Genomic DNA, 15,487 nt, shown 5'->3' on the forward strand with positions numbered 1-15,487 from the left:
GGTCGCCGGTACGGGCCGGAGCCACCGGAGTCGGGCTCCGCCGCGTGTTCGAACCGGCGACCGGCCCGGCGGTGCGCATCGTCGCGCCGCGTGGGTGGCCGATCACGTTATCCTGAACCGATGTGGATCCCGTTCGTCACGGCCGCAGTCGGGTCCTTCTTCGGTTCTGTCGGCGGTTTTCTCTCCGCGTTGGCGATGGCGAGAAGGGGCGAGCGATACAAGACCACGACCAGACCGGGCGTCGGGTTTCCGTCGGTGACGTCGATATCGACGAAATCGCTCTCGGCTTCTGGTTTCCCGGAGGCCTCTGCTACATCGGCGAAACGTACGCCGCTCTGACGGAACATCAACATCTGACCGTGTACATCGGATATATCGTGCGCCTCGCCGATTCGGTCAGCCGTCGGCGAGTGGACTTGAGGACTCTGCGAAACGGTCTTGGCACCGAACTGCTCTGGGAGCACGAGCTGATCAGCGGGATTGCCCGTGCGGCGGTGAGGCAAGCGGGTGAGGCCGACGCGCCGACCCCTGGCTGGCCGGATTCGGTCAAGGTGGTCTACGAATCCCTCGTGGCGCCAAGGATCGCGAAGTAGGGCCGGCCGCGATTCCGCTCAGGCGGCGAAGACGGTGCGGACGGCGGATTCGTCCCCGTCGATCTCGGCCAGGCCGAGGGCGCGGGCGTCTTCGAGGGTGAGTGCGCCGGCGGCGAGGCCGAGGACGCAGGCGGGGACGGCGCGAACGGTGGCGTCGAGTTCGCGGCCGTCGTGCTGGTCGACCTCGAAGCCGGAGCGCGTCGCGCGGAGCTGGTAGGGCGGGCCGCCGATCTCGAGGCCGATCGTCATCGCGGAGCGGACCTTCACCCGGGCGCCGAGCAAGGCGGGGACGGCGAGGGCGAGCCACTCTGGCCGGAACGAGTCGTCGCCGGGCCCGCGGGTCATCAACGGCGTGGACCAGCGGATCAGGCTTTCGATCGGCTCACGGAGCTCGGCGCCCCACGGCGTGAGGGCGTACTCGACGACGCTGCCCGAGCCGGCCAGCCGCCGCTCGACCACCCCCGACGCCTCCAGGTCGCGGAGCCGGTCGGCGAGCAGGTTGGTCGCGATGCCGGGCAGGCCGTCGATCAGCTCCCGGTAGCGGGCCGGGCCGATGAGGAGCTGGCGGACGATGAGCAGATTCCATCGATCGCCCACGACCTCGAGGGACCGGGCGAGCCCGCAGTACTGGCCATAGCTCCGCATCGTGTCCCTCAGCTTGTTTTTCTCAAGTGTGCGTGACAAGCTCAAGTCTACCGGAACCCAGTGGAGAGGGGTCGCCATGTCGGGCGTCGCCGCGAACGTGAGGCCCTCCTGGGTCGACGACGGCCTGTTCCCGTTCGAGAGCCGGTTCGCCGACATCGACGGGCACACCGTCCACTACGTCGACGAGGGGTCCGGCCCGACACTCCTGTTCCTCCACGGCAATCCGACCTGGTCGTTCCTCTGGCGCGACGTGATCCGCGCGCTGCGCGAAGACTTCCGGTGCGTCGCCCTCGACTACCCGGGCTTCGGGCTGTCGACGCCGAAGCCCGGATACCGCTACTGGCCCGAGGAACACGCCGATGTGGTCACCGCCTTCGTCGACGCGCTCGGCCTCGGCGAGGTCACTCTGGTCGGGCAGGACTGGGGCGGCCTGATCGGCCTGGCCGTCGTGCAGCGGCGGCCGGACGTCTTCACCCGGCTGGTGCTCGCCAACACCTGGGCCTGGCCGGTCAACGGCGTCTTCCACTTCGAGTACTTTTCGCGCATTTTCGGCGGCCCGCCTGGCCGGTTCCTGGCCAGGCGGCTGAACTTCGTCGTCAACATGTTCGTCCCCTTGGGGCACCGGCGCCGCAAGCCGGACGCCCTGGAGATGGCCCATTACCGGCGGCCCATGGACGACCCCGGGCGACGCCGGGCCTCCGCCGAGTTCCCTCGCCGGGTCCTCGCCAGCCGCGCCTTCTTCGCCGAGATCGAGGGCGGGCTTCCGGGCATCGCCCACTTCCCGACGCTGATCGTGTGGGGCGACAAGGACATCGCTTTCCGTCCCAGGAACGCGAACGCCTGGAAGCCACCTTCACCGACCACACGACCGTGATCGTCGAAGGCGCCGGAACCTACGTGGAATCCGACGCGCCCGAGGAGTTCGTCGCCGCGTTCCGCGACTGGGTGGCGGCGGACCGGTAGAAGGATCCAGGGTGGGTCGCCTCAGCCGCGGTCGTGGAGGGTGATCCGGTAGCCGTCGGGGTCGGCGAAGGTGAACGTCCGGCCGAAGGGGCCGTCGATCGGCGCGGAGACGATGGTGTGCCCGTCGGCGACGAGGGCGTCGTGAATGGCTTGGACGTCCGTGGCGTGGAGCCAGATCGCGGCGCCGATACCGGGCTGCGCGACGGATCCCAGGTCGGTGCCGGGGATGACCTCGCGAAGCGCGAATGCGATCGGCTTCGTCTCGAAGACGACGGCGTGCGGAGGTCCGGCCGGTGAACGGACGAGACCGAGGTACTGCTCGTAGAACGCCTGCGAAGCGGCGAGGTCGCGTGCTTGCAGTGAGAGGAAGTCCGGGCCGGTGGCGGGCAAGTTCGTGCTCCTTTTCGTCGTGTCAGCATCCTGACATAGACGAGGGTATGTCAGGATGCTGACACAAGTCAAGGCGGTCGCTCTCTTGACCTCTAGCTTGGTCGAGGTCGAAGGATGGCGACATGACTCTCGAAGCGGACGAAATGCTCCTGTTCCGGAACACCATGCGGATCACCGACGGCCACCTGGAGGAGTTCACCGCCGCGGTCCGCGAAGCCATCGACTTCGTCGAGCGCAACGCGCCGCAGGTGATGGTGCAGACTTTCGTGGACGCCGACCGCATGCTGGCCTACAGCTATCAGCTGTACGCGGACTCGGCCGCCGTCCTCGAACACTGGCGGATTTCCGAGGAGCGGATCAACGCCGTGTCGGCGCATTGCACGGTGGTGGACTTCCAGGTGCACGGCTCGCCGGACGAGCGGGTGCTGGCGGGAATGCGGGGCATGATCGACGACGGCACCGCCGTCGTCACGCCCCGCATCGCCGGCTTCGTGCGCGCCGCGGTCAGCCCTTGAACAGGATCCCGGTGGTGTTCGTCGACGCGTGCCGCCCGGGCGAAGCCGGAGGGCCACCGCGACACCTCACAGCGGCGGGTCGAACTTGCCGCTGATCGTGTCCATCTTCGTGCCCACCGGCGGGAACTGCGTCAGGAAGCCGGGCTTCATCCGGAAATCGAGGAAAGACTGCACGTCGGGCGTCAGGTTCTTGTATTCGGCGTTGAGGACGAGGTGGTCCCGGATGCCGCGCTCTTCCGGGTTGACGGCGTCCTTCCATTTGACCTTGTCGCTGGCGGTGACCGAGTAGTCCACCTCCAGTCCCTTGACCTCCTGCCGGAACTCCTCCGGCGTCTTGTTGATTTTGAGGTCGCCCAGCTTTCGCCGCAGCTCGTTGTCGCTCATCCCGCCGACGGCTTCCTTCACCTGGCCGATCTTGATGTCGGCCTCCTTGAGCTTCCCCTCGAAGTTGCCCGACATCTGGGCGTTCGCCTTGCGGGACAGGGTGGTCATGTTGTCCGCGGTGCCGGAGCCGCCGAGCACCTGGTTCTGCAGGTGCCCCTTGATGAAGTAGCCGTTGGGGTGGTCGGGTTTGTACCCGATCTTGTCGTTGGGATCGGCCGAACGCAGCTTGTCGAGCTCGGCCCGCAGACGCGGATCGTAGTTCGAGTGGCCCTTGCCGTTCAGCCCGTCGACGTCGGTGAGATGGTTGCCCGCGGGCTCGGTCCCGCCCGGGTACTGGCCCTTTCCGGAGCCGTCGAGCGTCCCCTTGCCCTCCTTGCCGCCGCCCTCCATCACCGTGCGGCCGGAATCACCGTGCGACTTGTTGGCGTCGCCGGTGATCGGGGGTTCGTGCCTGCCGGTCTTGGCCTTCTTGGCGAAACCGGCGCCGTTGCCCGCGTTGCCCGCCCCGGGTTCTGGTTCACCGCGGGCCTCTTGGCCTTCTTGCACGGGGCGGGGGCGTTGAAGGTGTCGTCGTCGTCGAGGTAGGCGTACGGGTCGTCGGCGTAGTTGGTCTGCTTGCCCGAGTTCCTGGTCAGACCGAGCGGGTCGGCTTCGAGGAACGGGTCGTCGACGTAGGTCTCCGGATTCGGCCCGGGGGTCAGGCCGAGCGGGTCCGGCGAGATGTAGCGGGCGTTGACCGGGTCGTAGTAGCGGAAGAGGTTGAAGTACAGCCCGGTTTCCGCGTCGTGGAACTGGCCGGGGAACCGGAGCGGCGTTTCCGGGCGGGTGCCGGGAACGACGAGACCCCAGACGCTCGTCCGGACCGTGCTGACCCGGCCGTCCACCGGGCCGACCAGCTCCGTCGGGGTGCCGATCTCGTCGGTGATCACCGCGGCGACCTCGGTCCGCCCGTCGGGCAGGGTGCGCGCCTGCGCCAGCACCCGGTCCCCGTAGGGATGGCGGATCCAGGTCAGGGTCTCCACCGGGACACCGCCGAAGGTGTGCCGGGCTTCGACGAGATCGTTGCCGTCCCAGGTGAAGTCGACCCGTTCGGCGACCGCGCCCGCGACGTCCAGCCGCTCCTTGGCCACGCGCCGGTCCAGCGCGTCGTAGCGGTATCGCCAGTGGGTGCCGTCCGGCGTGCGCACGGTGACCAGGTGGTCGTGCGCGTCCCAGCCGAACAGCCAGGTCAGCTCGGTCCCGTCCGGCGCGGGCAGGGTCCGGCGGATCAGCCTGCCCTGCCCGTCGTGGACGTAGCGCGCCGCGCCCGCCGCCGCGAGCACACCACCTTCGGTGTATTGGCGTGGCCCGGTCTCGGGTCCCGGCCCCGGCGAGGAGGTGAGCAGATTGCCGAGCACGTCGTAGGCGTAACGCTCGGCCCCGCCGTGATGGAGCGCCGCGGTGACCCGGCCCGCGTGGTCGTACTCGTAGCGCACACCGCCCGCCGGGTCCTCCCGCGCGGCGACGCTGCCGTCCGGCCGCCGGTGGTAGCGCTTGGTGCCGGCCGGGGTGTGCTGTGCGACGAGCCTGCCTGCCGCGTCGAATTCCTGCCGCAGCAAGGGATTCGCTCCGGCGGACAGGGCGACCGTGCGCCCGGCGGAATCCTCGCGCAGGGTCAGTTCGGTGCCCGCGATCCGCAGCAGCTCCGCCCCGTCCCCGGTCTGTCCCCAAAGGACGTCCACTCCGGACGGAGTGCGCATGGTCTTGGTACCGCCGGAATAGCCGACGGCGGTGTCCCCGGCCGGGCCCGTCTGGCGGACGACCCGGCCCGCGTCGTCGTGGTCCAGCTCCAGGACCCCGTCCGGGCCGGTGGCGCGCACGAGGCGCCCCACCGGGTCGTAACGGTAGGTCTCGGTGCCCGACGGGCTGATCCGCTCGATCGGGTTGCCGAGCAGGTCGTAACGCCACTCCACGGTCTCGCCGGCGGCACTGACGCGCCGCACCCGCTGCCCCGCGGCGTCGTAATCGCAGCGGGTGATCCGGCCCGCGAAATCCTGCTGGGTGAGCAGCCGGCCTTCGGCGTCGTAGGTGAACTGCCAGGTCTGCCCGGCGGGATTGGTCACCGCGACGAGCCGCAATTCCGTGTCGTAGCGCCAGGTCGTGCGTGCGCCGGCGGGATCGATCGTGGCGGTGATCGTGTCCATCGGGCCGTTCTCGGTGCGGAACGTCCTGCCGAGTTCGTCGGTGCGGGCCGTTTCCCGGCTTTCGCCGTCGAAGGCCCACTGACGGCGGGTCCCGTTCGCGGCGACGACCTCCCGTAGGGAACCTTCCACCGTCCACGCGTACACGGTCCGGCCGCCGGCGTCCTCGACCGCGCGTGGCCGCCCGAACAGATCGACCTCGAGCCGGGGCACCACGCCACCCTGGCCGGGATCGTCGCCGTAGGTGTCTTCGAGGTGCTGGTCTTCGGTGACACCGAGCGGGTCCGTGTACGGATCCGGCACGTTCGGGGCCGTGTACCGCCGCCGGAACACCCGGTCGCCGTCGGTCACCTCGATCGCGAGCTCGGTGGTGGTCCATTCCGTGAGCACCACGCGGGAGCCGTCGGCGCGGACCACCGAGCGGAGCCGCCCGGCCGCGTCGTGCTCGAACTCCGTCCGCCTGCCGAGCTGGTCGGTGCGGTTGAGCAGCACGTCGCGCGGGCCGTACTCGCTCCGGGTCACGCCGCCGAGCCGGTCGGTCACCCCCGCGGTGTTGCCGTCCTCGTCGAACTCGTACACCGTGCGGAAGCCGAAGGAGTCGGTGACCGTGGTGGTCCGCTCGCCGAAGACGAGCGAGGTGTCGAGGTAGCCCTGGTCTCCGACGCCCCGGACACAGCGGCCGTACGCGTCGTAGACGTAGCGGTACCAGGCGCCGCTGTGGTCGGTCCAGCCGGTGATCCGGCCCTCGGCGTCGTGGCTGTAGCGGGCCGGATGGGGCGAGGAATTCGCGCGGACGCTGAGATGTCCTCGCGTGTCGTAGTCGTAGCGGGCGACGGGGACTTCGGTCGCTTCGGCCAGCGCGCGGATCGCGCGGATCCGGCCGTCTGAGACGTCGAAGGCGATCCAGGCGCCGCCTGAGTGCCTGAGCGTCGCGGGGGCGCCGTGGTCATCGTGTTCGAGCTCGACGTAAGCGTGATCCTCGGTGCGGATCTCCTTGAGCAGGAACAGATCCGGGTCGCCGTCGGCCGGGGCGAACCGGCGTTCGGTGCCGCGCCCCGGGTCCGTCAGGAAGTACTCGGCGCCCTCACCACGCAGCCGTCGCGGCGGACCGTGCAGGGCGGTGGCCTCCGTTCCCGGCGCGGGCACCGGGAATCGCAGGATCATCGCGTCGGCGGTGTGGTAGGTGACGGTCCCGTTCGCGACGGTCAGCCGCTCGTCCACCAGGGACGCCCACGACGGGCCGAACCAGCGGCCGCCCCGGTACGACGAGACGTGGTTGCGGACCACGAGCTGGCCGAGCGGTCCCGGCACGACCAAGTCGCTTTCGGTGACCAGCACGTCCCCGCTCTGGACGTCGATCGGGTCGCCGCTGCCCTCCTTGCAGCCCGGTTCCTTGGTCTCGGACGGATTCCGTTTGCCGTCACCGCCTTTCGCGCCGGAGGTGGTGGTCGAGCCGTTTCCGTGCGAACCGTCGAGACCACGCGAGTTGTCCGAGGTGTCGTTCTTCGGTGGATCGTTCTTGGGCGGCGGGTCGGTCTTCGGCGGGTCGTTCTTCGGGGACGAGTGGTCGCCCGACGACGTGGTGGACTCGTCGCCGCCCTTGTCCTTGTCCTTGGGCGGTCCCTTGGGCGTCGTGTCCAGATCCTTCGGCTTCCCCGAAGGAGTGACCTTGCCGCCCTTGAGGTTCTTCAACGCCTTCGCCGCGTCGTCGAACAGATCCCCGGCCTTCTTCAACAGCGGGACCAGCGCCTTGAGCGCCTTCACCAGTTTGGTCGTCAGATCGGTGATCTTCGCCGCCGTCTTCGCCACGGCCGCCACCACCTGCGGCACCACCCAGGTCAGCCCGATGCCGAGGGTGAACACCACCTGCAGCGCCCACGAGATCAGATGCCCGATCAGCTCGGCGATGATGTCGCGCACCAGGGTCCGCACCGCGGCGACGACCTCACCCGCGGTCTTCACCCCGGACGACGCGCCTTCGGATCCCTTTTGCGCGGATTGGATCACGGTGGCCGTGTCGGCCGCCTGCTTGCGGTAGGCGTCCGCCGCCTCGCCCTTCCATGACTCGAGGTCCTTCTTGACCAGGCCGGTCAGTTCCTCGCTGACCTCGCCCAGTTCCTTGGCCACGTTCGCCCATGTCTGCGCCTGCGCCTGGACCTCGTCGGCGTTGCCCGCCAACGCGTCCAGCGCGTCCTTGAGCGGACCGACGTGCTCCATCAGCCACGACACCCCGGCCGCCAGGATCGCCCCGAACGGGTCCAGCGCCATCGACAGCGCGTCCAGCGCGGTCCCGACCGCGCCCATCGCGACGCTCGCCCAGTCCCCGGACTCGATCGCCGTCTTCAGCCCGTCCGCGGTCTCCAGCAACGAGACGCCGGTGAACCACTTCGTCGAATCCTGAGTGGGCGCGATCAACGGATTGGACACGTGACTTGCCTCGCTTCAAGGTGATCAGGACGCCGGGGTGACAACCTTGTCATTCAATCATCACGGGCGCGGCGGGATCCGTCGGCCTGTGCCGGGATCACCGGTGAGGCGGGACAAGTCTGCCCGAACGGGCAAGGGTCTCGAACGTTCGAAAACCGCGTTGTGTGCTCAAAGGGACATCGGCGACACGGGGTCGGCCTTCCGCACGAGTGCCGCGCCGAGGGTGCGCGCGGTGCGGGCGACGGTGTCGGACAGGGCGGCGAGTGGTTGCGGCGGCGCGAGCACGGCCGCGATCGAACCGACCGCCCGGCCGTTCGGCAACCGGATGGCCGCTTCGACGGCGACGAGTTCGTGTTCCGCCTGCCAGACCGGGCAGAAGCGGCCGATGCGTTGCGGCACGGTCGATCCGGGGCGGAAAAGGAGGTGGTCTTCCGGCCGGGCGAGGCTGGCGGCGGCGATCAGGATGTTCCCGTCGCAGGGCACTGCGAGCACCGAACTGGCCCGCGTGGCCGCGGTCAGGCGCCGGAGCTCGCCGCGGGCCAGCTCCAGCAGGCGCGGATACGGTTGCCACGATTGGCCGAGCCGGAATGCCTGCGCGCCGACGCGATAGCGGTTTTCGTTGCGCTGGACAACCTCCAGTGCGGTCAATTGCTCGAGTAATCGATGTGCCGTCGCTTTCGGTATCGAGCACGAATTCGCCAGCTGGGTCAATCCCGCTTCACCTTGATGCCGTACCAAAGCATCCAATAGGGTGAAAGCGCCTTCGAGGACGCTTCTCGGTCTTCTCTTGGTCTCCATTGGAATCCCCTCGCGCGGTCCACTGGACGGAATCCTTGCTGACAAGGCCAGCCCGTCGGTGTCAGGGTGGAACGGTCCCGGTGCGTATCTTCGGTCAAAAAGCGCGAACTGGGAAGAGTGCATCCACCGAACGGAAAGAGGTTCGAGCACAATGCGAAGATCCATTCGGCTGGGAACGGCGCTGGCGGGTCTGCTCGCCGGTCTGCTCGTGGCGCCCGCGGCGGCCGCGGACGAGGGCGACGTCCGTATCGCGGCCTCGCCCCCGTCGCAGAAGACCGCCGCGGACTTCGACGGCGACGGGTTCGCGGACAAGGCGGTTTGGCGCCCTGGCAACGGTGTCTGGTATGTGATCCGCAGCGGCAACGGCAGCGTGGTGACCCAGCAGTGGGGTGTCTCGGGCGACGTGCCGGTCGCCGCCGACTACGACGGTGACAATCGGGCCGACTTCGCCGTGTGGCGGCCGAGCAACGGTATTTGGTACATCATCCAGAGCAGCAACGGCGCGGTGGTGACCCAGCAGTGGGGCGTGGCCGGTGACGTTCCGTTGACCGGCGATTTCAATGGTGACGGCCGCTCCGATTTCGTCGTCTGGCGGCCGAGTAATGGGACCTGGTACGTGCTGGGTATCGCCACCGTGCAATGGGGTGTGGCCGGTGACGTTCCGGTCGCGGGCGATTTCAACGCGGATGGGCGAGCCGACTTCACCGTTTGGCGGCCGAGCGACGGCGTCTGGTACGTGCGGGGAATCGCGAACCAGCAATGGGGTATCTCGGGCGACATTCCGGTGGCGGGCGATTTCAACGCGGACGGCCGCTCCGATTTCGCCGTCTGGCGGCCGGGTAACGGCGTCTGGTACGTGCTGGGTATCGCGACCCAGCAATGGGGTGTGGCCGGTGACGTGCCCATGGCGGGCGATTTCGGCGGCGACCCGCGGGCCGACTTCGTGGTGTGGCGCCCGTCGAACGGGACCTGGTACGGCCTGAACCTGTTCACCACCCAGTGGGGGATAGCGGGCGACATCCCGGTCTGAGCGGGTGTGAACGTCAGGAAGTGACTCCCGCGTCGACGAGGTCGGGTATATCCCTCAGCTGCCTGCGCGAGGTGATGCCGAGCTTGCGGAAGATGTTGCGGAGGTGGGCATCCACCGTGCGGGGACTGAGGAACAGGCGCGTGGCCACCTCCTTCGACGTCGCGCCCCCGGCGACCTGGCGCGCGATATGCGTCTCCTGCATGGTCAGGTGGTCGTAGGAACGCCCGGTGCGGCTGCGGGCGACCTCCCCGGTCGCCCGCAGCTCGCCGACGGCCCGCCGGGTGAACGCCTCCAGCCCGATGTCCGACAGCCGTTCGTGCGCGGTGCGCAGGTGCTCGCGTGCCTCACGGCGGCGGCCCTCGCGGCGCAGCCACTCGCCGTACCGCAGATGCGCCCGGGCGAGGTGCACCGCGAGCGGGCCGTTCGCCAGCTGCCCGAGCGCTTCCAGGTGGTCGGCCTCCGCGTCGGTGACCAGGGCCCGCGCGGCCGCCGCGATCCCGAGGGCGAATGCGGTTCCGGCGGGTTCCGTGCGTTCGGTCAAGGAATCCAGCGCCGACCGGGCGGCGGCGTGCTCCCCGCACCGGACCGCGGCTTCCACCAGCTCGGGCAGCGCGATGCCGGTGAGGAAGAGATCACCGCTCGCCACGGCACGGGTGGCCGCGTCGAGCGCGGCCGGGTACTCGGCGAGACCGTTGTACAGCACGGCCGTCGCCCAGTGGGCGTTCGCGGTCAGCTGGCCGTTGCCCCGCGTCGTCGCCTCGGCGAACAGGTCGAGCACTTCCTCGCGGCGGCCGCGCAGGGCCGCCAGATGCACTCGGGGGTAGAGCTGTGGCGCGTCGCCGACGGCGTCGGCGATCGCCTCCTCTTCCGCGATCGCGGCCATCGCCCGGCCGAAGTTCCCGGTGAGCACCGCGTGCAGCGCCACCTGGGACAGGCCGAGCCGGATGGTCATCGGCGATCCGGTGTCCCGCCCGGTCCGCACGAGCCAGTCGACGATCGTCGCGTGCAGGTCGATGTCCCACAGTTCGCCCGCGAGCACGGTGGCCAAGGCCGGCGTCCTGGTCCAGCCGGCGTCGTCGCCGGTGAGAACCCGGCGAAGCGCGGGCACTCCGGCATGGTGTCCTTCGGTGGTCAACCGCACGAGCGCGTCGAGGAGGTCCGGCGGCCCCGGAGGCGCCGAGCGGGCCGCGTCGAGGACGCGGTCCAGCACTCCCGCGGCCCTGCCGACGACGAGCCCCATTTCCAGTGCCGCGACGAAGAACTCGCGCGAGCGCTCCGGATCGACGGCGGCGAGCCGTTGTGCCGCCCGCAGAATGAGTTCCGGCCCCCGGACGGCCCCCTCCGCGCCTTGGACGAAGGCGATCCGGCCGCGCAGCAGTTCGACGGAAGCGTGCTGAGGGACGTCCAGTGTCTCCGTGCCGACGCTGGCCAGCAGATCCGCCGCCGCGTCCGTCCCGCCCGCTTCGAGTGTCGTCCGGGCGGCCGCGAGGGTGCGCTCGGTCTGCTTGGCGGGATCGAGCGAAAGCGCCGCAGCCCGCGCGAGGAACGCGGCGGCGGCCGCCACGCCACCGCGCGCCTGCGCCCGCGACGCCGACAACTCCAGCTCCGCCGCGACCTCTTCGTCCGGTCCGGTGGTGGCCTGGGCACGGTGCCAGGCCCGCCGGTCACCGGCGGTTTCCGGGTCGGTGACCTCGGCCAGCGCCCGATGCGCGGCATGGCGCTGCTCCGCCTCGGCCGCGCGGTACGCGGCGGACCGCGCCAGCGGATGGCAGAAGCGCGCCCGTGTGTCGAACCGGATCAGCCCGGACGCCTCGGCGGCGGCGCTCGCGGCGGGCACTTCGATGTCCAGCAGCCGCGCGGCCGCCCACAGCAGACCGGGGTCGCCGGTGGGATCGGCGCTCGCGAGGATCAGCAGCCGCCGCGCGTCCACGGGCAGTTCCGCCATCCTGGCCAGGAAACTGCGCTCGATCCGGCTCGCGACCGGCGACGGTTCCGGCAGCGCGAAGCCGCCCGCTTTCGGCAGTTCGATCAGGGCGAGCGGGTTGCCGCGGGCCTCGGCGAGCAGGCGGTCACGCACCCGCTCGTCCAGCGTCACGGTCTTCTCCCCGGCCAGCAAGGCGCGCGCGTGCGCGTCGGTCAGCCCGCCGACCGTCAGCCCGGGCAGTTCGTCCAGCCCGGGTACCGGATCGCGGTCGCGGGCGGCGAACACCATCGCGATCGGCTCGGCCGCGATCCGCCTCGCCAGGAACGTCAACGCCCTCGCCGACGCGGTGTCCAGCCAATGCGCGTCGTCGACCAGACACAGCATCGGACGCGTCCCGGCAGCGGTCGCCAGCAGTTCGAGCGCGGCGAGGCCGACCCGGAACGGGTCCGGCGCGCCGTCGGCCAGCCCGAAGGCGACGAGGAGGGACTCGCGGTACGGAGCCGACAGCGTGTCGAGGTGCGCCAACGCCGGAACGCACAGCTGATGCAGCGCCGCGAACGGCAGCTCGCCCTCGAACTCCGACCCGGACGCGCGGATGAGCTGGAATTCCCCCGCGCTCGCCTGTCCGACGTGGTCCAGCAGCGCGCTCTTGCCGATCCCCGGTTCACCACGGAGGACGAGCACCCCGCCCTCGCCCCGGCCGGCCGCGCGGACCAGGGCGAGGAGTCGATCGATCTCGTCTCGCCTGCCGACGAGCGGACGGGAAGACGTCGTGGGCATGGTCTGAACCCTAGCGAGGCGAACTAGGCGACTGTCACCGACGCGAACGGAGCAGGCCCCGCGCGATCGTTGCGGCATGACAGTACGAGAGACGAAACGGATCTCGCGCGGCGTGGCGATGGCCGGCCTGGCGAGTGCCATGTTCCTGGTCATCCTCGACGCCGCGATGGTCAACCTCGCCGGATCCACGATCCGGCAGGGTCTGGGGCTCACCGCCGCCGAGCTCACGGTGGTCGTGGACAGCTATCTGGTGACCTTCGCCGGTCTGCTGCTGCTCGGCGGCCGTCTCGCCGACGTGCTCGGGGCCAGGAAGGTGTTCCTGGCCGGAATGGCGGGCTATCTCGCGGCCACGGCCTTCTGCGCGCTGGCCACCGGCGGCGGGATGCTGATCGCCGGGCGGATCGGGCAGGGGATCGGGGCCGCCGTCCTGATGCCCGCCGCGCTCTCGCTCGTGCTCGGCCTCTACCCGTCGCCCGCGGAACGCACCCGGGCGATGGGGATCTGGGGCGCGGTCGCGGGGGCGGGCAGCCTCGCCGGCGTCTTCCTCGGCGGCACGCTGACCGAACTGCTCGGCTGGCAGGCGGTGTTCGTGACCCCGGTGCCGTTCGGCGCCGTCGGCGCGTTCGTCGTGTGGCGCGCCGTGCGGCCGGTGCCCGGGAGGCCGGGCCGGTTCGACGCGCTGGGCGCCGTCACGATCACCATCGGGATCTCCGGGCTCGCGCTGGGCATGGTCTCCGCCTCGGACGCCGGCTGGACCGCGCCCGGCACGGTCGCCGGGCTCGCCGCGGGCCTCGTTTCGCTGGCGGCGTTCGTGGTCGTCGAGCGCCGCTCCGCGCGGCCTCTGGTCCCGCTGGGGGTGTTCCGCCGGAAACCGGTGGTCACCGCGAACCTGGTGATGGTGCTGATCGGCGGCACCCTGACGAGCCTGTTCTTCTTCCTGCCCCAGTACCAGCAGGACGTGCTCGGGATGAGCCCGCTGGCGACCGGAATGACCCAGCTCCCGCTCGCCGTCATGATCATCGTCGGCAGTGTCCTCGCACCGATGCTGGCGAAACGCGTCGGGCCCGGCCGCGCGCTGCCGGCCGCCCTCACCGTTCTGCTCGCCGGTTTCCTTTGGCTGGCTTGGGATCCGACGACCAGCGGCTTCTCGGTGAGTTTGCTGGGCGCGTTCCTGCTGATCGGCACCGGGCTCGGGCTGGGCGCCGTCAACGCCACCGCGATGGCGGTCCGCGACAGCGCGGACGGCGAGGCGGGTCTGCTCAGCGGACTGGTCAACGCCGCGCAGCAACTGGGCGGTGCGGTCGGGCTCGCCGCGCTCGCCGGAATCGCCATCGGCGCCGCCGGAACACACGGCGACATCTCGTTCACGACCGCTTTCCTCGGCGAAGCCGCCTTCGTCGTCATCGCCCTCGCGGTGTCGCTCACCTCAGCCAAACGTTGAAAGGACACTCCACAATGGACACAGTATTGGTGACCGGCGCGACCGGAACCGTCGGATCCGCGTTGATCCCCGCCCTTCGAGCCCGCGGAGTCGCCGTCCGCGCCATGACCCGGGACCCCGGGCGCTCCGTTCCCGGCGCCGAGACCGTCGTCGCCGATCTGCGTGATCCGGAATCCGTCGCCACGGCGCTGAAAGGCGTCGACGCGGCCTTCCTCAACAGCCCGTCCGCGGCCGACGCCGCCGCGCACCAGATCCGGTTCGCCGACCTGGCCCGGGACGCCGGCGTGAACCGGCTCGTGCTGCTCTCGCAGTACGCGGCGAACGCCGACTCGCCGGTACGATTCCTGCGCTGGCACGCCGAAGTCGAGGAATACGTCCGAAAACTCGGGATCGACCACACCGTGCTGCGCCCCAACCTGTACCTGCAGGCGCTGCTCGCCTTCTCCCGCACCATCGCGCAGGGCTTCATCGCCGCGCCCATCGGCGACGCCGCCGTCAGCGCGATCGACACGAGGGACATCGCGGACGCCGCCGCGGTCGTGCTGACCGATTCGGGACACACTGGCCGGACCTACACCTTGACCGGCCCGCGCGCCGTGACCCACACCGAGATCGCCCACGCACTTTCCGTCGTTGCGGGACGGAGCGTCGTCTTTCACGACACGTCCGCCGATCAGTTTTCCGCCGCACTGAGCGGTTTGCTCCCGCCATGGCAGCTCGACGGTCTCATCGAGGACTACGCCCACTACGCCCGCGGCGAAGCCGCCGAAGTGCACCCGTCCGTCGCCGAGCTGACCGGGAAACCCGCGCGTGACGTCACCGACTTCGCCCGCGACCACGCCGACGCCTTCAAGGCCGTCCGATGATCTACCACTGCATCCGGTTCACTCTCAAGCCCGGAGTCTCCGAAACGGAGAAAGCGGCGGGCCTGGCGCAGATGGGTGAGCACATCAACGCGATTCCCGCGATCAAAGCACGCGTCGTCGGCCCCGATTTCGGCGGTGAATTCGACTACGGCGCCGTCACCGTCCTCGAAGACATCGAGGGATACGAGCAGTACATGAATCATCCGGCGCATCTCGCGATGGACCGGGCCGGATTGCCACTCATCGACAGATTCGTCTCGTGCGACGTCACCGACGACCCGGATCCGGAGATCGGCGCGAAGATCGCCGACGTGCACCGGCGACGGTTCGAGAACGTGCCGGACGTGGCCGAGTTGGTCGCGGGGCTTGGGGAATACACCGGGAGTGCGGCGCCCGACCCTATGCGGTGAGGGTGTTCGCGGCCGGAGTTTCGCCCGCCCGGGTCCGGTTTCTGTTTTCGGCCTGTCAGGGGCTTCGCCTAGGGTGAATATCCTTCAAGGCCGATTCACTCTTCAGTGTTGTTAGCGCGTTTCGCTGATTGCTTAAAAGTA

The 15,487-nt window shown here is 69.9% G+C and carries 13 protein-coding genes; 7 read left to right on the forward strand and 6 right to left on the reverse strand.

The genetic code is table 11. The features are described from left to right. Positions 1-107: 107 nt before the first annotated feature. Positions 108-347 carry a hypothetical protein gene (locus tag MJQ72_RS20680; RefSeq protein ID WP_240601014.1) on the reverse strand — a complete coding sequence of 80 codons (240 nt, stop codon included), beginning with the start codon at positions 345-347 and terminating at the stop codon, positions 108-110. A gap of 12 nt (positions 348-359) precedes the next feature. On the opposite strand from MJQ72_RS20680, the gene MJQ72_RS20685 reads away from it, so the two are divergent. After that, positions 360-593, forward strand: a complete 234-nt coding sequence (locus MJQ72_RS20685; protein ID WP_240601015.1) for a hypothetical protein — start codon at positions 360-362, stop codon at positions 591-593. An 18-nt stretch (positions 594-611) separates the two neighbouring features. On the opposite strand, the gene MJQ72_RS20690 is transcribed toward MJQ72_RS20685, so the two are convergent. After that, entirely contained in the window at positions 612-1,238 is a 627-nt protein-coding gene (locus tag MJQ72_RS20690; protein ID WP_240601016.1) for a helix-turn-helix domain-containing protein, read from the reverse strand. Between the two features lie 76 nt (positions 1,239-1,314). Here MJQ72_RS20690 and MJQ72_RS20695 point away from each other — a divergent pair, with 76 nt between their 5' ends. After that, complete coding sequence (locus tag MJQ72_RS20695; protein WP_240601017.1) at positions 1,315-2,112, forward strand: alpha/beta fold hydrolase; 798 nt, start codon at positions 1,315-1,317, stop codon at positions 2,110-2,112. Between the two features lie 110 nt (positions 2,113-2,222). On the opposite strand, the gene MJQ72_RS20700 is transcribed toward MJQ72_RS20695, so the two are convergent. Continuing rightward, positions 2,223-2,591, reverse strand: a complete 369-nt coding sequence (locus tag MJQ72_RS20700; protein WP_240601018.1) for a VOC family protein — start codon at positions 2,589-2,591, stop codon at positions 2,223-2,225. Between the two features lie 122 nt (positions 2,592-2,713). Between MJQ72_RS20700 and MJQ72_RS20705 the strand changes: the two genes are divergently transcribed. After that, a complete protein-coding gene (locus tag MJQ72_RS20705; RefSeq protein ID WP_240601019.1) occupies positions 2,714-3,106 on the forward strand; it encodes a hypothetical protein in 393 nt (130 codons plus the stop codon). Positions 3,107-3,879: 773 nt separating this feature from the next. Here MJQ72_RS20705 and MJQ72_RS20710 read toward each other — a convergent pair. Together MJQ72_RS20710 and MJQ72_RS45145 are read right to left on the reverse strand one after the other, a co-directional pair. Further along, a complete protein-coding gene (locus MJQ72_RS20710; RefSeq protein ID WP_240601020.1) occupies positions 3,880-8,097 on the reverse strand; it encodes an RHS repeat-associated core domain-containing protein in 4,218 nt (1,405 codons plus the stop codon). 168 nt (positions 8,098-8,265) lie between these two features. After that, positions 8,266-9,060: a helix-turn-helix domain-containing protein gene (locus tag MJQ72_RS45145; RefSeq protein ID WP_396426972.1), complete on the reverse strand. Its 795-nt coding sequence runs from the start codon at positions 9,058-9,060 to the stop codon at positions 8,266-8,268. Here MJQ72_RS45145 and MJQ72_RS20720 point away from each other — a divergent pair. After that, complete coding sequence (locus MJQ72_RS20720) at positions 9,047-9,925, forward strand: VCBS repeat-containing protein (protein WP_240601022.1); 879 nt, start codon at positions 9,047-9,049, stop codon at positions 9,923-9,925. The genes MJQ72_RS45145 and MJQ72_RS20720 overlap by 14 nt on opposite strands. Positions 9,926-9,938: 13 nt before the next feature. On the opposite strand, the gene MJQ72_RS20725 is transcribed toward MJQ72_RS20720, so the two are convergent. Then, entirely contained in the window at positions 9,939-12,629 is a 2,691-nt protein-coding gene (locus MJQ72_RS20725; protein WP_240601023.1) for an AAA family ATPase, read from the reverse strand. Between the two features lie 76 nt (positions 12,630-12,705). On the opposite strand from MJQ72_RS20725, the gene MJQ72_RS20730 reads away from it, so the two are divergent. Genes MJQ72_RS20730 through MJQ72_RS20740 form a run of 3 tightly spaced genes read left to right on the forward strand, consistent with a single transcriptional unit; the run spans position 12,706 to position 15,346 of the window. Beyond that, positions 12,706-14,070, forward strand: coding sequence for an MFS transporter (locus MJQ72_RS20730; RefSeq protein WP_240601024.1), 1,365 nt, complete (start codon positions 12,706-12,708; stop codon positions 14,068-14,070). 14 nt (positions 14,071-14,084) lie between these two features. Continuing rightward, a complete protein-coding gene (locus tag MJQ72_RS20735; protein ID WP_240601025.1) occupies positions 14,085-14,936 on the forward strand; it encodes an SDR family oxidoreductase in 852 nt (283 codons plus the stop codon). Next, positions 14,933-15,346, forward strand: coding sequence for a Dabb family protein (locus MJQ72_RS20740; protein ID WP_240601026.1), 414 nt, complete (start codon positions 14,933-14,935; stop codon positions 15,344-15,346). Before MJQ72_RS20735 ends, MJQ72_RS20740 begins: the two co-directional genes overlap by 4 nt. Positions 15,347-15,487: the final 141 nt, after the last annotated feature.

This window comes from Amycolatopsis sp. EV170708-02-1 (genome assembly GCF_022479115.1).
In the GTDB taxonomy this organism is placed as follows: domain Bacteria; phylum Actinomycetota; class Actinomycetes; order Mycobacteriales; family Pseudonocardiaceae; genus Amycolatopsis.